Raw genomic sequence first — 21,401 nt, 5'->3', positions numbered from 1 at the left:
ACGCGGGCAAGGCGCTGCGCCCGGCGCTGGCGCTGCTGTCGGCCCGCGCCGCCGGCGCGGCGCCCGAGGCGGCCCTGCCCGGCGCCGTCGCGGTCGAGCTGGTGCACGCCTTCTCGCTGCTGCACGACGACATCATGGACGGCGACCGCACCCGCCGGCACCGGCCCGCCGCCTGGACGGTGTTCGGCCCGGCCGCCGCCATCCTCGGCGGCGACGCGCTGATGACCGTCGCGGTCGAGCTGCTGCTGGACGAGGACGTCCCGGCGGCGCAGCGGGCGGCGCGCGTGCTCACCGCGGCCACCCGGCGGCTCATCGCCGGGCAGGCCCGCGACCTGGACTTCGAGTCCCGCTCCGACGTCTCGCTGCCGGAGTGCCTGGCCATGGCGGCCGACAAGACCGGCGCGCTGCTGGCCTGCTCCTGCGCGATCGGCGCCACGCTCGCCGGGGCGCCGCCGGCGCTGGTCGACGCGCTCGACGGGTTCGGCGCCGAGCTGGGCGTGGCGTTCCAGCTCGTGGACGACCTGCTCGGCATCTGGGGCAGCCCGGACACCACCGGCAAGCCCGTCCTGTCGGACCTGCGGGCCCGCAAGAAGTCCCTGCCCGTGGTGGCCGCGCTGGCCGCCGGGACCGCCGAGTCGCGGCGGCTCGCCGAGCTGTACGCGCGTCCGGCGCCGCGGCCCGAGGACGAGCTGCGCGAGACGGCCCGGCTGATCGAGGCGGCGGGCGGCCGCGCCTGGGCCGAGGCGCAGGCCGCGCAGCGCCTGGAGCGGGCCGAGGCGCGGCTGGCACGGGTGCGGATGGACGACGCCGTCCGCGCCGAACTGCGCGACCTCGCCCGCTTCGTCACCGCCCGCGACCACTGACCGACCACTCGGGAGCACCCGGAACGGATGGCGACATGACCCCGACCCAAGCGACCACGACCGGCACGACCGGCACGACGCACACCGGCACGACGGCGGCCCGCACGGCCGCGCCGCGCACCGAAGAGGTGGCGGCCGCCCTGCACCGGGCCCGCGACCACCTGCTCGCCCTGCAGTCGCCCGAAGGCTGGTGGAAGGGCGAGCTGCAGACCAACGTCACCATGGACGCCGAAGACCTGCTGCTGCGCGAGTTCCTCGGCGTCCGGACCGCCGGCGACACCGCCGAGGCGGCCCGCTGGATCCGCTCCCAGCAGCGCGCCGACGGCACATGGGCCAACTTCCACGACGGCCCGCCCGACCTGTCCACCACGATCGAGGCGTACGTGGCGCTGCGGCTGGCCGGGGACCCGGCGGAGGCCGACCACATGCGCCGCGCCGCCGCCTACGTGCGCGACGCCGGCGGCATCGAGGCGAGCCGGGTGTTCACCCGCATCTGGCTGGCGCTGTTCGGGCAGTGGCCCTGGGACGAGCTGCCGGTCATGCCGCCGGAGATGGTGTTCCTGCCGTCGTGGTTCCCGCTGAACGTCTACGACTGGGCGTGCTGGGCGCGGCAGACGATCGTCCCGCTGACCGTCGTGGGCGCGCTGCGGCCCGTCCGGCCGCTGCCGTTCGACCTGTCCGAGCTGCGCACCGGCCGCCGAGCGCGCCGCCCCCGGGACGCCTGGGGGCACGCCTTCGACGCCCTGGACCGGGCGCTGCACGTCTACCAGAGGCGGCCGGTGCGGGCCCTGCGCACCGCCGCGCTGCGCCGCGCCGCCGAGTGGATCATCGCCCGCCAGGAGGCCGACGGGTCGTGGGGCGGCATCCAGCCGCCGTGGGTGTACTCGCTGATGGCGCTGCACCTGCTCGGCTACGACCTGAAGCACCCCGTCATGCGGCGCGGCCTGGACGGGCTCGACCGGTTCACCATCCGCGACGGCAAGGGCCGCCGCCTGGAAGCCTGCCAGTCCCCGGTGTGGGACACGGTGCTGGCCGTCACCGCGTTGGCCGACGCGGGCCTGCCCGCCGACCACCCCGCGCTGCTGCGCGCCGCCGCCTGGGTGCTGGACGAGGAGGTCAAAGGGCCGGGGGACTGGTCGGTGCGGCGGCCCTTCCTGCCGCCCGGCGGCTGGGCCTTCGAGTTCGACAACGACGTCTACCCCGACACCGACGACACCGCCGAGGCGATCCTGGCGCTGCGCCGCACCGCCCACCCCGACGCCGCGCCGGCGATCAGACGGGCCGTGCGCTGGCTGACCGGCATGGCCTCGCGCGGCGGCGGCTACGGCGCCTTCGACGCCGATAACACCCGCACCCTGTGCACCCGCCTGCCGTTCTGCGACTTCGGCGCGGTGATCGACCCGCCGTCGGCCGACGTGACCGCGCACGTGGTCGAGGCGCTGTGCGGGGAGGGCCTGGCCGGGTCGCGGGTGGTGCGGCGGGCGGTGGTGTGGCTGCTCAACGCCCAGGAACCGGACGGCTCCTGGTTCGGACGCTGGGGCGCCAACCACGTCTACGGGACCGGCAGCGTGGTGCCCGCGCTCGTCGCCGCCGGGGTCCGCCGCGACAAACCGCCGATCCGCCGCGCGGTCGCCTGGCTGGAGGCGCACCAGAACCCCGACGGCGGGTGGGGCGAGGACCTGCGCTCCTACGACGACCCCGGGTGGATCGGCCGGGGCGTGTCCACCCCGTCCCAGACGGCCTGGGCCCTGATCGCCCTGCTGGCCGCCGGTGAGCGCTCCGCCGCCGTGGACCGCGGGGTCGGCTGGCTCGTCCGGCACCAGCGCGACGACGGCTCCTGGGACGAGGACCACTACACCGGCACCGGCTTCCCCGGCGACTTCTACATCAACTACCACCTGTACCGGCTGGTGTTCCCGGTGAGCGCCCTGGGCCGCTACCTGAAGGAGGCGAGGCCGTGACCTCCCGCGAGGACAAGGCGCGGCTCGTGGTGTGCGCGGCCCTCGGGATCGAGGCGCGCGCCGTCGGGCATCCCGGCCTGCACGTCGTCACGGTCGGCGCCGGACCGCACCGCGCGTACCGGGCCGCCGCGCGGCTGCCGGACTTCGACGCGCTCGCCGTGACCGGGTTCGCCGGGGCGCTGGACCCGCGGATCCGGCCCGGCAGCCTGGTCGTCGCCACGGAGATCCGCGGTCCGGACGGCGCCGTCCCCTGCCCGTCGGCGGAACTGCTCGCCGGCCTGCTGGAACGCGTCGGCGCGCCCGTGCACTGCGGCCCGCTGCTGACCAGCGACCACGTCGTGCTCGGCCGCGGCGAACGCGCCGCGCTCGCCGCCACCGGGGCGCTGGCGGTGGACATGGAGTCCGCCCCGCTGGCCGCCGCGGCGGCGGGACGCCCGTACGCCGTCGTCCGCGCGATCGTGGACACCCCCGACCGTCCGCTGCTGAGCCCCGCCACCCTCACCGGCGGGCTGGCCGCGCTGCGCCGGCTGCGCACGGTCGGCCCGGCGCTGGCGCGCTGGGGCGCCGCCGTCGGCCCGCGCCGCGTCCTGCTCGCCTCGCCGCGGTCGTTCTGCGCGGGCGTGGAACGCGCCATCGAGATCGTGGAGCGCGCGCTGGCCGAGCACGGCCCGCCGGTGTACGTGCGCAAGCAGATCGTCCACAACGTGCACGTGGTGGCGGACCTGCGGCGGCGCGGCGCGGTCTTCGTCGACGACCTGGCCGAGGTGCCCGCCGGAGCCGTCGTGGTCTTCTCCGCGCACGGGGTGGCGCCCGAGGTGCGCGCCGAGGCGGACCGCGCCGGGCTGCGGGTCATCGACGCGACCTGCCCGCTGGTGGCCAAGGTGCACGCCGAGGCGCGGCGGTCGGCCGCCCGCGGCGACCTGGTGGCCCACATCGGCCACGCCGGGCACGAGGAGGTCGAGGGCACCCTCGGCGAGGCGCCGGGCGCGTCCGTGCTGGTCGAGACGGCCGAGGATGTGGCGCGGCTGCCCGCCGACCGGCCGGTGTCCTACCTCATGCAGACCACGCTGGCGGTGGAGGAGGCCGAGGAGATCGCCCGCGCCATCACCCGCCGCTTCCCCGACGCCCGCGGGCCGCGCACCGACGACATCTGCTACGCCACGTCCAACCGGCAGCGCGCCGTCCACGCCGTCGCCCGCGACGCCGACCTGCTGCTGGTGGTCGGGTCGCAGAACTCCTCCAACTCCCGCCGCCTGGTCGAGGTGGCCGAGCGCGGCGGGACCCCGGCGCTGCTCGTCGACGGGCCCGCCGACGTCCCGGTGGACCGGCTCGCCGCCGCCCGCGTCGTCGGCGTCACCGCGGGCGCCTCGGCGCCGCCGGCGATGGTCGGCGCGGTCGTCGACGCCCTGCGCGGCCTGGGCCCGGTCGAGGTGGAGGAGCACGCGGTGGCCGTGGAGACCACCGAGTTCACCCTGCCCAAGGAGGTGCGGTCCTGATGGGCATGCCGCTCCGCCAGAGCCTGCGCATCGGCGCGCACATCCTGCGCAACAGGATCCGCGGCCGGGACAGGTTCCCGCTGCTGCTGGAACTGGAGCCGCTGTTCGCCTGCAACCTGTCCTGCGCCGGATGCGGGAAGATCCAGCATCCGGCCGACGTGCTGAAACGGCGCATGCCCGTCGAGCAGGCCGTCGCCGCCGTCCGCGAGTGCGGCGCGCCCATGGTGTCCATCGCCGGCGGCGAGCCGCTGATGCACCCGCAGATCGGCGAGCTGGTCGAGCAGCTGGTGCGGATGCGCAGGTACGTGTTCCTGTGCACCAACGCGCTGCTGATCCCCAGGAAGATCGACCAGTTCCGGCCGTCGCCCTACTTCGCGTGGGCCGTGCACATCGACGGGCTGCGCGACCGCCACGACGCGTCGGTCTGCAAGGACGGCGTGTTCGACCAGGCGGTCGCCGCCGTCCGCGAATGCCGCCGCCGGGGGTTCCGCGTCACCACCAACACCACGTTCTTCAACACCGACACCCCGCGCACCGTCATCGAGGTGCTCGACTACCTCAACGACGAACTCGGCGTCGACCAGATGATGATTTCGCCGGGCTACGCCTACGAGAAGGCGCCCGACCAGGACCACTTCCTCGGCGTCCGGGAGACCCGGGAGCTGTTCCGCAAGGCGTTCGCCGGCGGCAACCGCAGACGGTGGCGGCTCAACCACTCGCCCCTGTTCCTCGACTTCCTGGAGGGCAAGGTCGATTTCCCGTGCACCGCGTGGGCGATCCCGTCGTACTCGCTGTTCGGCTGGCAGCGCCCTTGCTACCTGATGGCGGACGGCTACGCCCAGACCTACCGGGAGCTGCTGGAGGACACCGACTGGGACTCCTACGGCCGGGGCCGCGACCCGCGCTGCGCCAACTGCATGGCCCACTGCGGCTACGAACCCACCGCCGTCTTCACGACCCTGTCGTCGGTGAAGCAGTCCCTGCGGGCCCTGCGCTCCGCCTAGGGGCGCCTCAGTCGGCCGTCCGTCCCGTGGACGGCGTGCAGCGAGACGACCCGGCAGCCCATCGCCGCCACGGCGTCGAGCACCGCGCCGCGCGCCTGTTCGCTGTCCTCGGGCGGGCCGCCTACTGGATTCCGGCGTCCTTGCACTTGGCAGCGTAGGCGCCCTTGCAGAGGTCTTCCTTCTTGACGAACCCGTCGTCCACGACGCGCTTGACGTTGTCCTTGTCGACGCCGATCGGGGTCAGCAGCACCGAGGGCACCTGCCGCTTGCCCTGCGGGTCGTCCACCGTGCCGTTGGTCTCGGCCTTCTCGCCCTTGATCAGCGCGACCGCCAGCTTGGCCGCCGCCTCCGCCTCCTGCTTGACCGGCTTGTAGACCGTCATGCACTGGTTGCCGTCGAGGATGTTCTGCAGCCCCTCCAGGGTGCCGTCCTGGCCGGTCACCGGCACCTTCCCGGCGGCGCGGTTCTTCTTCAGGATCGAGATGGCCGCGTTGCCCAGCCCGTCGTTGGCGGCCAGCACGCCGTCGATCTTGCCCTTCTGCTGCGTCCACATCTGCTCGAAGATGGTCGCGGCCTGCTGGGGGTCCCAATCCGGCACCGCCTGCTCGGCGACCTTGGTGTAGGTGGGGACCTTGTCGAGCACGCCGTGCGCGCCCTGCGCGAACAGCGTCGCGTTGTTGTCGGTCGGCGCGCCGTTCAGGTAGACGATGTCGGCGTCCTTGTCGCCCAGGCACTTCTGCAGGCCCTTGCCCATTTCCTCGCCGACCTTGACGTTGTCGAACGAGACGTAGTAGTCGGCGACGCCGCCCAGGGTGAGCCGGTCGTAGTCGATCGTCTTGACGCCCTGCTGCTGCGCCTTGCGCTGCACCGCCGCGGCCGAATTGGAGTCCAGCCCGCTCACCGCCAGGACCGTCACCCCACCGGTGATCATCTGGTCGGCGATGGTCTGGAACCGCTGGGTGTCGCCCTCGGCGTTCTGGATGTCGTACTCCACGCCGGCCGCCTTGAACGCCTGCTCCAGATAGGGGCGGTCGAAGTTCTCCCAGCGGACCGAGGACGTGGTGTCGGGCAGGATCACGCCCACCTTGCCCCGGGCGGCGCCGGAACCGCCCTCGCCGCCACCGGAGTCGCCCCCGCACGCGGTGAGGACCAGCGCCGCGGCCGCCGACACGGCGGTGACGCCGACGACCCCTTTGCCGGAAAACCGCCTGCGGACAACCGTGCCGCTTTTGCCCAGCGCGGACGCTCGTGTGCGCACGCCAACTCCAAAGGGGGTGGGAAGCCGGGCCCGTCCGCCCGGCCGTTGACTTTGCTGAACTGTAGAAATCGCAATTAATCAGCGTCAAGGACGAAACGGGCCGGATGCGGCCATAGTTAATACGAAGTCAGGAGAAAGTGGTTAAGGTGCGGTCATGGTCGACTCGCCGGGCTCCCTGGCCTCACTGCGGTCGCGCAACCGGCTGCTGGTGCTGGAGACCGTGCGGCGGCACGGCCGGATCAGCCGGGTCGGCATCGCCCGCGCGACCGGCCTGTCCCGCACCACCGTCTCCAGCCTCGTCGCCGACCTGCTGGCCGAGGGCGTGCTGAGCGAGGCGGCCGCGTCCGGCCCGCCCGCCGCCTCGCGGGGCGGCCGTCCCGCCACCCCGCTGTCGCTCAACCCCGAGGGCGGCGGCGTGCTCGGCGTCCACCTGCGGCACACCGACATCCGCGTGCTGCTGGCCGACCTGTCCGGCGGCGTCCTCGGCGAGCGCCACCGCGGGCTCGACGTCGACCGGCAGCCCGGCCGGGCGCTGGACTTCGTCGCCGAGACCGCCCTCGACCTGGTCGCCACCGAGGGCCGGGGCCTGGGCCGCGTGTTCGGCATGGGCGTGGCGGTGTCGGCGCCCGTCCGGTCGCGGTCGCCCGCGCCGAGCACCCCGTCCATGCTGGCCGCCTGGACCGACGTGGACATCGCCGCCCGGCTGCGGGACCGCGTCGGCGTCCCGGTGCACGTCGGCAACGACGCGAACCTGGGCGCCCTGGCCGAGTGGACGTTCGGGGCGGCGCGCGGCGTGCCCGACATGATCTACGTGATGCTGGCCGACGGCGTCGGCGCCGGGCTGATCCTGGACGGGCGGCTCTACGAGGGCGCCACCGGCACGGCGGGCGAACTCGGCCACGTCCCCGTGGTCGACGGCGGATACGTGTGCCGCTGCGGGAACCGCGGCTGCCTGGAGACGGTCGTCGGGGCCCGCGCGCTGACCTCGGCGTTCTCCCACATCCGCGGGCCGGACACCACCATCGCCGACGTGGTGGCGCTGCTGGCCGCCGGGGATCCGGGGGCGCGGCGGGTGGTGTCCGACGCGGGCCGCATGATCGGCCAGGCGCTGGCGGGCGTCTGCGCGGTGCTCGAACCCCGCCTCGTGGTGATCGGCGGGGAGGTCGCGGCGGTCGGCCGGCTGCTGCTGGACGGCGTCCGCGACGAGCTGGCCCACCGGCTGCCCCCGGCGCTCGGGCACGCGGTCGCCGTGGCCGCCGGCAGCCTCGGCGACCGCGCCGAGGCGTTCGGCGCCACCGTCCTGGCCACCCAGCAGACCTCCGCCCACCTGCTGAAACCTTGACCCGCCCGGCGCGGCCGCCAGGTGCGCGGGCCGCCGGGGCGGGAAGGGGAGCCGTGGGGACCGCGGCGGACGGGGCGGTCCACGCGGACAGGGGGTGAGGTCGCGATGAGCGTCTCGATCATGCTGTTCACCCGCGACCTGCGGGTGCGGGACAACCCCGCGCTGGCGGCGGCGTGCCGGGCCGAGCGGGTGGTGCCGCTGTTCGTGTTCGACGACGCCATCCTGGGCGGCCGGTTCGCCGCGCCCAACCGGGTCCGGTTCCTCCTCGACGCCCTCGACGACCTGCGCGGCTCGCTGCGCGGCCGCGGCGGCGACCTGGTGGTGCGCCGCGGCGACCCCGTCGCGCACGTCGCCCGGATCGCCGCCGAGACCGGCGCCCGCGCGGTGACGCTCGCCGACGAGCGGTCGGCGTTCGCGGCGCGGCGGCTGGCGGCGCTGCGGGAACTGCCCCTGGAGGTGTCGGTGCACCCGGGCATCACGGTGGTGCCGCCGGGCGCGTTGACCCCCTCCGGCGGCGACCACTACCACGTGTTCAGCCCGTACTGGCGGGCCTGGGAGGCGGCCCGGTGGCGCCCGGTCGCCGACCCGCCTGCGAGCATCCGGCTGCCCGACCGCGTCGAGCCCGGGCCGCTGCCGGACCTGCGCGACCTGACCACCGGGCCGCTGTCGCCCCGCCTGCCGCGGGGAGGCGAGCACGCGGGACGCGAACGCATGGCGGCATGGCTGCGCGGCGACGCCGCCGCCTACGAGCAGGCCCAGGACGACCTGGCCGCCGACCGCACCTCGCGGCTCAGCCCGTACCTGAAGTTCGGGTGCGTCTCACCCCTGGAGCTGGCCGAGGCCACCGGCGGGGCCTACCGGCGGCAGCTCGCCTGGCGCGACTTCCACCACCAGGTGGCCGCGGCCTTCCCGGACCTGCCCCGCCGCGACTACCGCCCCCGCGCACGGCGCTGGAACCGGGAGCAGGACGCGCTGGACGCCTGGTGCGACGGCAGGACCGGCGTCCCCATCGTCGACGCGGGCATGCGCCAGCTGCACCGCGAGGGCTTCATGCACAACCGGGCCCGCCTGATCACCGCGTCCTTCCTCACCAGGAACCTCGGCGTGGACTGGCGGGAGGGCCTGGCCCACTTCGGCGACTGGCTCCTCGACGGCGACATCGCCGACAACGCGGGCAACTGGCAGTGGGTCGCCGGGACCGGCAACGACACCCGCCCCAACCGGGTCATGAACCCGCTGCGGCAGGCGGCCAGGCACGACCCGAACGGCGGCTACGTCCGCACCTACGTCCCCGAACTCGCCGCCGTCCCCGCACCGCACATCCACCACCCGTGGACGCTGCCCGACGCGGTGCGCCGCTCGCTCGACTACCCGCCGCCCATCGTCAACCTGGGCTGAGACGTCAGCCCCGGTTCATCTCGGCGTACCGGCGGGCGGCGGCCAGGGCCTCGCGCAGCTTGGCGGCGTCCACCGGAACGGGGTTGTCCCAGCCGTCCGGGCCGTCACCGGCGTAGAGGGCGGCGTAGGCGGTCGTGTCGCGCTGGAAACGCCACCCCTCCGCGAGCGGGCCGACATCGACCGCGTCGTAGCCGATCGCGTCGAAGAACTCGGTCACCGCGGCCTTGGCGTCGGCGTCGTCGCCGGCGATCGGCAGCGCGGTGCGGTCGGCGGACCCCGCCGGACGCGCCAGCGCGAGCAGGTGCTTGAAGAAGATGTTGTTGAACCCCTTGACGACCTTGGACCGCGGCAGGTGCGCCTGCAGCAGCTCGCTGGTGGTGGTCGACTCGTCGTCCAGCTCGGGGAACCGGCCGTCCCGCTCCGGGTAGTAGTTGTCGGTGTCAATGACGATCTTGCCCGCGAGCGGTTCGACCGGGACGTCCCGGTACGCCCGCAGCGGGATCGTCACCACGACCAGGTCGCCGGCCTCCGCCGCCTCGACGGGGGTCGCGGCACGGGCGCGCGGCCCGAGCTCGGCGACCAGATCCTGCAGCGTCTCCGGGCCGCGCGAATTGCTGAGCACCACGTCATAGCCCGCGGCCACGGCCAGCCGGGCCACCGTGCCGCCGATGTTGCCGCTTCCGATGAGACCGATCGTCGTCATGTCGGCGACAACCCGCGGTCCCCGCCGGGCATTCCCGGCCGCGGTGATCGCGCGGCGCCGAACTCGCCCGTAGACATCGGCGTCTATTTGACCGACACTCGGGAACCGCGACGAGAGGACCTGGCCTTGGCGACCCCGCTCCTCCCCGGAGATCCACAGCAGTTGGGCGCGTTCTACCTGGACGGAAGACTGGGAGCGGGCGGCCAGGGCGTGGTGTACGAAGGGTACGGCCCCGACGGCGAGCGGGTGGCGGTCAAAGCGCTGCACGGCGTCGGCGACACCGAACGGGAATTGCTCCGCAAAGAGGTGCGGGCCTGGCGGAAGGTCGCGCCGTTCTGCACCGCCAAGGTGCTGTACGAGGATCTCGACGGCCCGATCCCGTTCATCGCCAGCGAATACGTGCCGGGCCCCAACCTGCGTCAGGCCGTCGAGCAGGGCGGGCCGTTCGGCGCGGAGGAGCTGCGGCGGCTGGCGATCGGCGTGGCGGCGGCGCTGGTGGCCGTGCACCGCGCCGGGGTGGTGCACCGCGACCTGAAACCGGAGAACATCCTGCTGGGACCGGACGGGGCCCGGCTGATCGACTTCGGCATCGCCCGGATCGGGCCGCAGTCCACCACGTCCGGCCTGGTCAAGGGCACGCTGCGGTACATGCCGCCGGAGCGGTACCGCGGTGAGCGCGGTGACGCCGCGGTGGACGTGTGGGGCTGGGGAGCGGTCGTGCTGTTCGCCGCGACCGGACGGCACGCGTTCGACGGCGCGACCGTCCCGCTGATCCAGCGGCAGGTCGCCGAGCACGAGCCCGACGTGTCGATGCTGGACGAGCCGCTGCGCTCCCTGGTGCGCGGGGCGCTGGCGAAGCGGGCCGCCGACCGGCCGGGCTCGGAGGAACTGCTGTTGGGCCTGGCCGGCGGCGTGGACGTGGCCGAGGCGGTGAAGGGCCTGATCCCCCGCGACCCGTTCGGACCGGTCGGGCCGTCACGGGCCGAGGTCGCCGAATCGGTCTACGCGGGCCTGGGCGGTGCGGCGCAGGAGGCCGCCCCGCAGGTGTTCCTGCGCCTGGTCGCCCCCGGGGAACGCGCCGAGGACACCGTGCGCACCGCCCGCCGGGACGAGTTCCCCGACGTGCCGGGCATGGAGGAGGCGCTCGGCTCCTTCACCGAGGCCGGGATCCTGGTATGGGAGGACGGGCGCGTCGCGCTCTCCAGCGCGGCGCTCATCCGGTCCTGGCCTCGTCTGCGGCACTGGGTGGAGGAGGAGCGGGCGGGGCTGAGCGTCCACGTCCGGCTCGGCGAGGCCGCACGCCTGTGGGACGACCACGGCCGCAAGAACACCGACCTCTACCAGGGGACGGCGCTGGAACGGGCGATGTCCTGGGCCGCGACCGGCCGCCGGCGCCTCACGCTCAACGCGGCCGAACGCGCCTTCCTGGACGCGGGGTCCGCGCTGCAGCGGCGGCGCGGACGGACGCGCACCCTGGTCAGCGCCGTCCTGGCGGTGCTGATGGTGATGTCGGTGGGCGCCGCAGCGGTCGCGATCGACCAGTGGCGGACCGTCTCGGGGCAACGCGACCGCGCGACGGCGGTGCAGGTGGCGGGCCTCGCCCAGAGCCTGCGCCGCACCCGCCCCGAACTGGCGCGGCGGCTGGCCGTGGCGGCGGCGCGGCTGGGGCCGGGCAGCGAGTCCTGGTCGGCGCTGCTGTCGGTGCGGCACCAGTGGGAGGACGACGCGCGCAGACTCCCCGGCATTCAGGTGGCCCTCGCCGATCTCGACGGGGCGGGGCGCGTGCTGGCGGTCGCCGGGGGCCGGGACGGAGCGCAGGTCGAGTTCTGGAACGTCGAGACCCGGCGGCGGACCGGCTCCTTCACGGCCCCCGCCAAGGTCAAATGGCTCAGCCTGGCCGCCGACGGCCGCACCGCCGCGGTCGCGGCGGAGGACGGCTCCACCTATCTGGTGGACACGGCGACCGGCCGCCGGCGCGGCCGCTACCCCAGCGCGGTGCGCGCGAACCGGCCGTGGGTGGCGCTCAGCCGGTCGGGCACCTTCCTGGCGGTCGAGGAGCTCGAAGACAAGGACCGGGCCCGGCTGACCGTCTGGGACACCCGCTCCGGACGGGCCCTGCTCGAACTGACCGGCTCGGTGAGCGACTTCCTGCTCAACGCGACCTCCTTCTCCCCCGACGAGAAGGTCCTGTCGGTGCCCGCCAAGGACTCCAAAGAGCCGTTCGCCTGGTACGACACGGCCACCATGAAGAAGATCCCCGTCCCCGGCCTCGGGCCGGAGGCCGCCGAGACCACGGGCCCGGCGACGTTCAGCCCGGACGGGCGGCGCGCCGCGGTGCGCCTCAAGGACGGCCGGATCCGGGTGCTCGACCGGGCCGCGGGATACGGCACGGACCTGTCCGGCGGCGAGAAGATCTCCGCCTACCCGCTGCGCTTCAGCCCCGACGGCCGCTTCCTCGCGCAGGGGGCCGTCGTCTGGGACACCGGAAGGTTCGAGACCGCGCCGGTGATGCGGTACTCCCTCTCCTACAGCGAATGCCTCGCCGACACCGGCCTGCCCTTCACCGCCGACGGCTCCAGGCTCCGCTGCGTCGGCAACGACGGCACCGTCCGGTCCTTCGACATCGGCGTCTACACCAAGACCCCCGCCCCGACCGGCACGGCCCTCTACCACGACTCGGCGGTGAGCGGCGACCGCTCCACCCTCGCGCTGGCGCAGACGCGCACCATCCACATCTGGTCGGTGCCGGGACGGACCCTGCGCGCCGCCGTCCCCGTGTCCGCGTTCGGCGACGACGCCCCGTCGGTCGACGGGATGGAGCTGAGCCGCACCGGCCGGCTGCTCGCCGTCGGCCTCGGCGGAAACCGCATCGGCATCTGGGACGTGAACCGGGGCGCCAAGGTCGCCGTCGTGACCGGCCCCCTCGACCCGGCCCAGGTCAGCGGCGGGGTGCAGGTGTTCGCGTTCTCACCGGACGAGCGGTCGCTCGCGGTCGAGGCCGTCATGCCCAACGGCGACAACGCACTGGCGTTCTGGGACCTCACCGGCCCGCGCCGGACCTTCCAGACGCGGGCCCGGTTCGGCAACGACGGCGGCGGCGCCAACATCCTGTTCGCCCCCGACGGCAAGTCCCTGGTCGCCGCGCCGTACTTCGGCCGGGTGGCGTTCCCCTCCGGGCGGGTCCTCACCCGCGGCTCGGCGGCGCTGCAGGCCGACGCGCAGACCGACGACGGCACCACGCTGATCAGCCAGCCGAGCCTCTACCAGCCCTATATCCGCAGGTGGGACGCCCGGACGTTGCAGCAGAGCGGGGACGACCTGCGCATCGGCAAGGTGATCCCGTACGACGAGACGGCCTCCGTCTCCCCGGACGGCCGCCTGTTCGCCACCGCGCACGAGGCCTCGCCCAACTACCAGATCAAGCTGTGGGACGGCCGGGCCCGCGCCCAGCTCGGCGTGCCCCTCACCGGCCCGGTCGACGTGATCGTGACCACCACGTTCACCCCGGACGGCTCGGCGCTGCTGAGCGTCGACGAGAGGGGACGCTTCCACACCTACGCCGTCGCCCCCGCCCGCCTGATTAGCGAACTGTGCAGCAGATCCGGGCAGCTCACCCGGGACGAGTGGAAGAGGCACATCCCCAATGTCCCGTACCGGGAGACCTGCTGATCAGCCGTTGCGGACGATGCGCCAGCGGTTGTCGGCGCCGCCGTCGTCGGAGTCCTGCACCGCGAACGCGCCGACGGCGGTCGAGTCGTCCTGGATGCCGAGCAGCTTGCCGCTGTGCACGTTGCGGATCTTGTACGTCCCGTCGCCCTGGTCGAGCAGCGTCCACCGGTGGTCGGCGGTGCCGTTGTCCGACCACTGCAGGACGGTCGCGCCGTCGGCCGTGGACATGTCCTGGACGCCGAGCACCTTGCCGCTGTGGGCGTTGCGGAGCCGCACCGCGTCCCCGTCGTCGACGATCTCCCAGTCGTGGTCGGCGGTGCCCGAGTCGTACCACTGCAGGGCGCGTGCGCCGTCGGCCGTGGACATGTCCTGGATGCCCAGCACCAGGCCGCTGCCCGCGTTGACGAGCCGGACGGTGCCGCCGGCCCGCCCGATGTTCCAGTAGACGGTGTAGTTGTGGCCGTGCGCGTCGTAGAACGGGCCGAGCTCGACCGTGGCGCCGTCGGCGGTGGCGGTGAAGGCGAGCGAACCGCCGCCGGTGCGGGTGATCGAGGAGGTGTCCAGCGACGGCAGGGAGCCGAGCGCGGTGTTCCCGTAGTTCCCCGACAGCACCACCGGGCCGTAGGTCACCGCGGCGACGTCGGCGTTGTCGTTGGCCGCCCGCATGATCACCCGCATGGGCAGGCGGACCGTCACCGTGTCGCCGGACGTCCACGAGCGGGTGAGGGCGGCATAGCCGCCGGGAGCGGCGGTGACGTTCTGCGCCACGCCGTTGACGCTGATGGCGGCGCCGCTGGTCCAGCTCGGGATGCGGATGCGCATCGCCCACGTGCCGCCGGCATCGCCGGTGACCCGCAGCGTCGTGGTGTCGCCGACCGGATACGACGTGGTCTGCGTGACCGTGATCCCGCGCTGCGACCAGTCGAGCACCGACGGCACGAACATGTTCACGATCAGCGTGGTGCCGCTGTGGAAGTAGACCGAGTCCATCAGGCCGGTGTGCATCTCCAGGCCCGTGCCCTGGCAGCACCAGAAGGAGTCGTAGTCGGTGCTCCAGGTGCCGCCGCCCCACGCCGGGCCCACCCCGCGGCGGCCTCCCGGGTTGAGCGGCGTGAAATAGGTGACGTGCCCGTGCCCGTCGGCCGGGTTCTGCTGGCCGATCACGTGGTTCAGCCACGCCCGCTCGTAGAAGTCGAACAGGTCGGCGCGATCGGGATCCAGCGTGAACAGCTCCCGGGTGAGCTTCAGCATGTTGAAGGTGTTGCAGCTCTCGCAGGTGTCCCGCGTCAGGTAGCCCGCGATGGCGTTCGGCGGGCGGAAGTGCTCGGCCTGGCTGTTGCCGCCGATGACGTAGGTGTGCGCGTCCACGCAGATGTTCCAGGCGTTGACGGCGATGTCGCGGTACCGGGTGTCGCCGGTCGCCTTGTACTCGCGCGCGGCGCCGATCCACTTGGGCACCTGGGTGTTGGCGTGCAGGCCGTTGAGCCGGTCCTGGTCCGCCGCCAGCGGGTCGAACACCGCCGCGTGGTCGAACCGCCGGGCGGCGGTGAGCCACCGCGCGTCGCCGGTCTGCAGGTACAGGTCGGTCAGCACGGCGTTCATGCCGCCGAACTCCGTCTCCAGCATCGCCTGCATCTGCCGGCTGCTCAGCCGCCCGGTGCGCCGGTCGACCCATGCCGCCAGGTTCAGCAGGACGTCGCGGGCCTGCGTGTTGCCCAGGAGGCGCCACACGTCCAGCAGGCCGGTCATGGTCTTGTGGATGACGTAGTACGGCACGTTGCCGTTGGACAGCGTCCGCGCCTCCAACGCGTCGAACTCGGATTCGGGGAACCCGGACAGGTACCCGCTGCCGAACCCCACGGCGGGGTTGTTGGCCTGGCACTTGGCCAGCTCCGCCACCATGTGGTTCGCCTTGTCCCGGCAGGTGGAGTCCCCGGTGACGGCGTACGCCTGCGCCCACGCGGTGAGGAAGTGGCCCTGCACGTGGGTGCGGAACGGGAACGTCGGCGCGTCCCACCCCCCGTTGGGGGCGGCGCCGCCGGTGGACAGCCCGTGGTTGGCGCGGAAGTTGTACAGCAGCCGGTCAACGTCGACGAACCGCAGGTAGGCCAGCGTGCGGTTCTGGTTGTCGGCCCACCGGCTCGCGGTCAGCCGCACCTGGCCGAAGTCGAAGGGGCGCGCCGACTCCCCGACCGGGGCGACCGCCGCCCGTGCGGGCGAGCGTCCGGCGGCGGATGCGGCGACGGAAGCGGCGGCCACGGCCCCTGCGGCCTCCAGAAACCGGCGGCGGCTGACGGAGGAGGACATCCGACACCCCTTCCACGATCGATGTTAGCGCTAACATCGTCAGGTGCATCGGGCGCATCATCCGTCCGCCCCGCCCTCCGCGCAACCCCTCCTTTCCCGCGTTGCGGAGACCGTCCAGGACGCGGGCGAGGTCTACGGCCGGGAGCGGTCGGCGGGCGGGGTGCGGCCGAGCATGAGGGACACCAGGGAGAGCCGGTCCAGGGCGGCCAGGGGCCCGGTGTGCACGACGCGGCCGCCGCGCAGCACGGTGACGCGGTCGCACACCTCGGACAGGTCCTCCAGCCGGTGGCTGACGTAGACCACCGCGCGGCCCTCGGCGCGCAGCGCGGCGACGGTGCGGTGCAACGCGGCGGCCTCGGCCGGTTCCATCGAGGCGGCGGGCTCGTCCAGGACGACCACCCGCGCCCCGAGGGAGCAGGCGCGGGCCGGCGCGACGAGCCTGCGCGTGCCCGCGGGCAGCGAGCCGAGCGGTCGGCGGACGTCGGCGGACACCCCGTAGCGCGCGAGGACCTCCCGGGCGCGGGCGTTCATGCGGGCGGTGTCGATCAGCCCGAGGCGGGTGCGGGGCTCGCGGCCGAGGAACAGGTTGCGCGCCACGCTCATCAGGGGCAGCAGGCCGGCGTCCTGGTGGACGGCGCCGATCCCGGCGCGCCCGGCGTCGCGCGGCCCGGCGAAGCGGACCGGCGCGCCCGCGACGCGCAGCTCGCCCGCGTCCGGACGCAGCACGCCCGTGAGCACCTTGAGCAGCGTCGACTTGCCCGCGCCGTTCTCCCCGGCGAGCGCGTGCGCCTCGCCCGGGACGAGCGCCAGCGAGACGTGGTCGAGCGCCACGACCCCCGGGAACCTCTTGAGGATCCCGGCGGCCTCCAGGACCTTCTCCGCCACGCGTTGCGGCTGATCTCCCTGATGCTCGGCCGCGATCCGGCCGACGTGCGGGCCGGCGGCGTCACCCGGTTCTCCGGCGGGCACGAGGCCGCCGGGCCGCCCGTGCTGCGGGCGCACCGGCTCACCCGGCGGCACGTCCTGGACGGCGTGTCGGTGACCGTGCGCCCCGGCGAGGTGGTCGGGCTCGGCGGGCTGCTCGGCGCGGGCCGCACCGAGACCGCCAAGGCCAGCGTCGGGGCGCTGCCGCGGGACGACGGCCAGGTCGTCGCGGACGGCACGCCGCTGCGCCGCCGCCGGCCCGTCGCCGCCGCGCTGCGCGCCGGGGTGAGCCTGCCGCCCGAGGACCGCAAGGCCGAGGGCATCGTGCCCGGCCTGTCGGTGCGCGAGAACATCGCGCTGGCCGCGCTGCCCCGGCTGGCGCGGGCGGGCCTGGTGTCGGAGCCGCGCATCGACCGGCTGGTGGCGGAGTTCATGCGGCGGCGTCGTCCGCCGCACCACGTTCGGGCGGCGGATCGTGGCGATCGGCGGCAACCGGACCGCCAGCGAGCTGTCCGGGCTGCCGGTCCGGCGGCTGCTGCTGGCCGTCTACGTCGTCTCCGGCACGCTGGCGGCCCGGGCCGGGGTGCTGGCCACCGCCCGGCTGCAGGCCGGCGGCCCCACCTCCCTCGGCCTGTCCATGGAGCTGTCGGCGATCACCGCCGTGGTCATCGGCGGCACCCCGCTGAGCGGCGGCCGGATCCGCGTGCTCGGCACGGTCATGGGGGCGCTGCTGATGCAGCTGCTCGCCGCCACCCTGATCGAGCACGACCTGCCGCAGTCCTGGGCGCAGATCGTCCAGGCGGCCATCATCCTCGCCGCGGTGTACGCGGCCGGAAACCGAGGTGCGCGATGACCGACCCCACCGCGATCACCGCCGGCGGGGCGGCGGGCCGCCCGGCGCCGCCGCCGGAGCCCGGCCGGCGGGGACTCGCCCCCGGCACCGGCGCCGCCCGCCGCGAACGGCTCGGCCGCCTGCTGCAGCACCACGGCGCGGCGCTGGTGCTGCTCGGCCTGGCGGCGTTCGGGACGCTCGCCTTCGACTCCTTCGCCACCGGCGCCGACCTGCGCGCCGTCGCGGTGTCCTCGGCGTTCCTGGCGATCGCGGCGCTCGGCATGACCTTCGTGATCATCAGCGGCGGGATCGACCTGTCGGTCGGCTCGCTGTTCGTGCTCGGCGGCGTGCTGGCCGCCTACGGCTCGCGCGCGGGGACGCTCGCCGCGCTGGCGCTGCCGCTGGCGGTGTGCGGGACGATCGGGCTGCTGCAGGGCGTGCTGATCGGACGGCTGGGCATGGCGCCGTTCATCGTCACGCTGGCCGGGCTGCTCGGCGTCCGCGGGCTCATGCCGGCGGTGTCCGACGAGGGCGCCACCACCTACCTGGTCGAGGACCGCGCCTTCGCCTCGCTGGGCCAGGACGGGCCGTTCGGCCTCACCTGGCCCGTCCTGATCACCGTGCTGCTCGCCGTCGCCGGGGCCGTGCTGCTGCAGCGCACCGGCTTCGGGCAGAACGTGTACGCGGGCGGCGGCAGCGAGGAGGCCGCGGGCCTGATGGGCGTGCCGGTCGTGCGCACCAAGATCCTGGTCTACCTGCTGTCGGGGCTGCTGGCCGGGCTGGCGGGCGCGCTGAACGCGGCCCGCCTGTCGTCCGGCGTGACCATCCTCGGCATCGGCCTGGAGCTGGACGCGATCGCCGCCGTGGTGATCGGCGGCACCCTGCTCACCGGCGGGGTCGGCGGGGTGACCGGCACCGTGGCCGGGGTGCTGCTGCTCGGCGTGATCCAGAACCTGATCAACCAGGTCGGCAACCTCACCTCCGCCGTCCAGCAGGTGGTCAGCGGCGCGTTCCTGGTCCTGGTCGTGGTCGCCCAGCGGGTCCTCAGCAGCACCCAGCGCCTGACCTGACCGGGGCGCCTTCCCCGCGGCCGCAAAAAGAACGGCGGGCTCCTGCCATGACCGCGTCCCGACCCACCCGGGGGGAAGCCAAGAAATCTTGGCGGAATCCACGGGCGGCGACGCGGTTCGGACGGCGGCCGGAGGGGACGTCGTCCGCCGGACAGGAGCAGGGGAGGGCGCCGATGCCGCACCATGTGGTGGTCGTCGGGGCCGGGCTGTCCGGGCTGTCGGCCGCGCTGCACCTGCTGGGGGCGGGGTGCCGGGTCACGGTGGTGGAGCGCTGCGGCGAGCCGGGCGGCCGGGCCGGACGGCTCGACCTGGGCGGGTGCCGCGCCGACGGCGGCGCCACCGTGCTGACCATGCCGCACCTGGCCGACGAGGCGTTCCGCGCCGTCGGCGACCGGCTCGCCGACCGGGTGGAGCTGCTCGAACTGCACCCCGCGTACCGCATGGTGTACCCCGACGGCTCGGCCCTGGACGTGCACACCCGCGCCGAGGCGATGGAGGAGGAGATACGCCGGTTCGCCGGGCCCGGCGCGGCCGACGGCTACCGGCGGCTGCGGGCCTGGCTGCGCGACCTGTACGGCGTGCAGATGCGCCGGTTCATCGACGCCGACTTCGACTCCCCGCTGCAACTGCTCACCCCCGACCTGGCCAGGCTGGCGGCCCTGGGGGGATTCGGCCGCCTGGACGCGCGCGTCCGCCGGTTCCTGCCGGACGAACGGCTGCGCCGCGCGTTCACCTTCCAGGCCCTGTACGCGGGGGTGCCGCCCCACCGGGCCCTGGCCGCCTACGCCGTCATCGCCTACATGGACACCGTGGCCGGGGTGTACTTCCCGCGCGGCGGCATGCACGCCCTGGCACGGGCCATGGCGGACGCGGCGGCCGACGCGGGCGGCGAGTTCCGCTGGGGGAGCGAGGTCACCGCCCTGGACCGGCGCGGCGACCGCGTGACCGCCGTGCGCACCCGCGCGGACGGCCGCATCCCCTGCGACGCGGTCGTGCTCACCATCGAGCTGCCGGCCGCCTACCGCCTGCTGGGCCGCGCGCCGCGCCGCCCGCTGCCGCTGCGCCACTCGCCGTCGGCGGTCGTGCTGCACGCGGTCACCGCCCGCACCTGGCCGCGGCTCGGACATCACACGATCTTCTTCGGCAGGGCCTGGAAACGCACGTTCCGCGAGATCACCCGCACCGGCCGGGTGATGAGCGACCCGTCGCTGCTGGTCACCCGCCCCACCGCGAGCGACCCCGCGCTGGCGCCCGGCGGCAGGCAGCTGCTGTACATCCTCGCGCCCTGCCCCAACACCGCCGTCGGCCCCAGCGCCCGCGACTGGCGCGCCCTGGGCCCGCGCTACCGCGACGCGCTGGTGGCGGAGCTGGAGCGCCGCGGCCTGCACGGACTGGACGCCTCCATCGAGAGCGAACGGCTGGTCACCCCGGCCGACTGGACGGCGCTGGGCCATGCGGCGGGCACGCCGTTCTCGGTCGCCCACACCTTCGCGCAGACCGGCCCGTTCCGGCCGCGCAACCGCGTGCGGGGCGTCGGCAACGCGGTCCTGGCGGGCTGCGGCACCACGCCCGGCGTCGGCGTGCCCACCGTGCTCATCTCCGGGAAGCTGGCCGCCGCCCGCCTCGTCCGGCCGCGCGACGGGAGGCGGGCGCCATGACCCGGCGGGAACTGGACGCGGCGGGCATCACCGATCCGGCCCTGCGCCGGGCCTACGCGCGCTGCCGGCGCCTCAACGCACGGCACGGCCGCACCTACTTCCTGGCCACCCGGCTGCTGCCTGCGGCGCGCCGTCCCGCCGTCCACGCGCTGTACGGGTTCGCCCGCTGGGCCGACGACATCGTCGACGACCTCAGCCGCGACGTCACACCGCGCAGGCGCGCCGAAGCCCTGCACGCCCTGGAGGAGCAGCTGGTTGCGGGGCTGCGCGACGGCACCGGCACCGAACCCGTCGTCCGCGCCCTGGCGCACACGGCGGCCGCCTACGACATCGACCACCAGCACTTTCTGGACTTCCTGGCGTCCATGCGCAGCGACCTGGAGGTCACCCGCTACGCCACCTACGCCGACCTGGAGGTCTACATGCACGGCTCGGCGGCCGTCATCGGCCTGCAGATGCTGCCGGTGCTGGGCACGGTGACGCCGCGGGAGGAGGCGGCCCCGCACGCGGCGGCGCTCGGCATCGCCTTCCAGCTGACCAACTTCCTGCGGGACGTCGGCGAGGACCTCGACCGGGGCCGCGTCTACCTGCCCGAAGACCTGCTGGACGCGCACGGGGTGGACCGGGAGCTGCTGCGCTGGAGCCGCGACACCGGCCGCCCCGACCCCCGCATCCGGTCCGCGCTGCGGGCCGCCGCCGACCTGGCCGAAGGCGTGTACCGCCAGGCCGCGCCGGGCCTGGACATGCTCGACCCCGTCTCGCGGCCCTGCATCCGCACCGCCTACGTGCTGTACCGCGACATCCTGCGCGTCATCGAGGCGGACGGCTACGCGGTGCTGCACCGGCGGGCCGTGCCGCGGCGCGAGCGGCGGGCGGCGGTGGCGCTCGGCGTCGCCGCGCGGGCGGCGGCCGCCCG

At 74.6% G+C, this 21,401-nt stretch carries 15 protein-coding genes and 1 pseudogene; 12 read left to right on the top strand and 4 right to left on the bottom strand.

Annotated elements, in window-relative coordinates; genetic code table 11:
- The 4 genes from ABD879_RS26600 to hpnH all read left to right on the top strand — a co-directional run.
- The coding region (locus ABD879_RS26600) for a polyprenyl synthetase family protein (protein ID WP_345024356.1) at nucleotides 1-863 on the top strand (863 nt) is incomplete at its 5' end.
- Between the two features lie 35 nt (nucleotides 864-898).
- Nucleotides 899-2,824 (top strand): squalene--hopene cyclase, encoded by a 1,926-nt coding sequence (shc, locus tag ABD879_RS26595; protein WP_345024355.1) that lies wholly within the window; start codon nucleotides 899-901, stop codon nucleotides 2,822-2,824.
- Nucleotides 2,821-4,320, top strand: coding sequence for a 4-hydroxy-3-methylbut-2-enyl diphosphate reductase (gene ispH, locus ABD879_RS26590; protein ID WP_345024354.1), 1,500 nt, complete (start codon nucleotides 2,821-2,823; stop codon nucleotides 4,318-4,320). The genes shc and ispH overlap by 4 nt, the downstream gene beginning before the upstream one ends.
- The gene (hpnH, locus tag ABD879_RS26585; protein WP_345024353.1) at nucleotides 4,320-5,324 is read left to right on the top strand and encodes an adenosyl-hopene transferase HpnH; all 1,005 of its coding nucleotides are present in this window, start codon (nucleotides 4,320-4,322) and stop codon (nucleotides 5,322-5,324) included. The genes ispH and hpnH overlap by 1 nt, the downstream gene beginning before the upstream one ends.
- 121 nt (nucleotides 5,325-5,445) lie before the next feature.
- Here the strand turns inward: hpnH and ABD879_RS26580 are convergent, their stop codons facing one another.
- A complete protein-coding gene (locus ABD879_RS26580; RefSeq protein WP_425549659.1) occupies nucleotides 5,446-6,582 on the bottom strand; it encodes a sugar ABC transporter substrate-binding protein in 1,137 nt (378 codons plus the stop codon).
- 154 nt (nucleotides 6,583-6,736) lie between these two features.
- On the opposite strand from ABD879_RS26580, the gene ABD879_RS26575 reads away from it, so the two are divergent.
- On the top strand, nucleotides 6,737-7,924 hold the full coding sequence (locus ABD879_RS26575) for an ROK family transcriptional regulator (protein ID WP_345024352.1): 1,188 nt from the start codon (nucleotides 6,737-6,739) through the stop codon (nucleotides 7,922-7,924).
- 105 nt (nucleotides 7,925-8,029) lie between these two features.
- Nucleotides 8,030-9,322 (top strand): cryptochrome/photolyase family protein, encoded by a 1,293-nt coding sequence (locus ABD879_RS26570; RefSeq protein ID WP_345024351.1) that lies wholly within the window; start codon nucleotides 8,030-8,032, stop codon nucleotides 9,320-9,322.
- Between the two features lie 4 nt (nucleotides 9,323-9,326).
- Here ABD879_RS26570 and ABD879_RS26565 read toward each other — a convergent pair whose 3' ends face one another.
- Nucleotides 9,327-10,025, bottom strand: a complete 699-nt coding sequence (locus tag ABD879_RS26565) for an NADPH-dependent F420 reductase (protein WP_345024350.1) — start codon at nucleotides 10,023-10,025, stop codon at nucleotides 9,327-9,329.
- Between the two features lie 126 nt (nucleotides 10,026-10,151).
- Between ABD879_RS26565 and ABD879_RS26560 the strand changes: the two genes are divergently transcribed.
- On the top strand, nucleotides 10,152-13,694 hold the full coding sequence (locus ABD879_RS26560) for a WD40 repeat domain-containing serine/threonine protein kinase (protein ID WP_345024349.1): 3,543 nt from the start codon (nucleotides 10,152-10,154) through the stop codon (nucleotides 13,692-13,694).
- Here the strand turns inward: ABD879_RS26560 and ABD879_RS26555 are convergent, their stop codons facing one another.
- Nucleotides 13,695-16,001 carry a beta-L-arabinofuranosidase domain-containing protein gene (locus ABD879_RS26555; protein WP_345024348.1) on the bottom strand — a complete coding sequence of 769 codons (2,307 nt, stop codon included), beginning with the start codon at nucleotides 15,999-16,001 and terminating at the stop codon, nucleotides 13,695-13,697.
- 132 nt (nucleotides 16,002-16,133) lie between these two features.
- Nucleotides 16,134-16,832: an ATP-binding cassette domain-containing protein gene (locus ABD879_RS26550; RefSeq protein WP_345024359.1), complete on the bottom strand. Its 699-nt coding sequence runs from the start codon at nucleotides 16,830-16,832 to the stop codon at nucleotides 16,134-16,136.
- Nucleotides 16,833-16,907: 75 nt separating this feature from the next.
- Between ABD879_RS26550 and ABD879_RS26545 the strand changes: the two are divergent.
- The 5 genes and pseudogenes from ABD879_RS26545 to ABD879_RS26525 form a co-directional block, all read left to right on the top strand.
- Nucleotides 16,908-17,285 (top strand): annotated as a pseudogene (locus tag ABD879_RS26545) (ATP-binding cassette domain-containing protein); the annotation flags it as partial.
- Between the two features lie 115 nt (nucleotides 17,286-17,400).
- The gene (locus tag ABD879_RS26540; RefSeq protein ID WP_345024358.1) at nucleotides 17,401-17,778 is read left to right on the top strand and encodes an ABC transporter permease; all 378 of its coding nucleotides are present in this window, start codon (nucleotides 17,401-17,403) and stop codon (nucleotides 17,776-17,778) included.
- A complete protein-coding gene (locus ABD879_RS26535; protein WP_345024357.1) occupies nucleotides 17,775-18,827 on the top strand; it encodes an ABC transporter permease in 1,053 nt (350 codons plus the stop codon). The genes ABD879_RS26540 and ABD879_RS26535 overlap by 4 nt, the downstream gene beginning before the upstream one ends.
- A gap of 173 nt (nucleotides 18,828-19,000) precedes the next feature.
- A complete protein-coding gene (crtI, locus tag ABD879_RS26530) occupies nucleotides 19,001-20,485 on the top strand; it encodes a phytoene desaturase family protein (protein WP_345024347.1) in 1,485 nt (494 codons plus the stop codon).
- Nucleotides 20,482-21,401: phytoene/squalene synthase family protein (locus ABD879_RS26525; protein ID WP_345024346.1), on the top strand; the 920-nt coding region annotated here is incomplete at its 3' end. The genes crtI and ABD879_RS26525, both read left to right, overlap by 4 nt.

It is taken from the genome of Actinomadura keratinilytica (assembly GCF_039539665.1).
GTDB lineage: Bacteria > Actinomycetota > Actinomycetes > Streptosporangiales > Streptosporangiaceae > Spirillospora > Spirillospora keratinilytica.
This window is presented reverse-complemented; position numbering and strand designations above follow the sequence as displayed.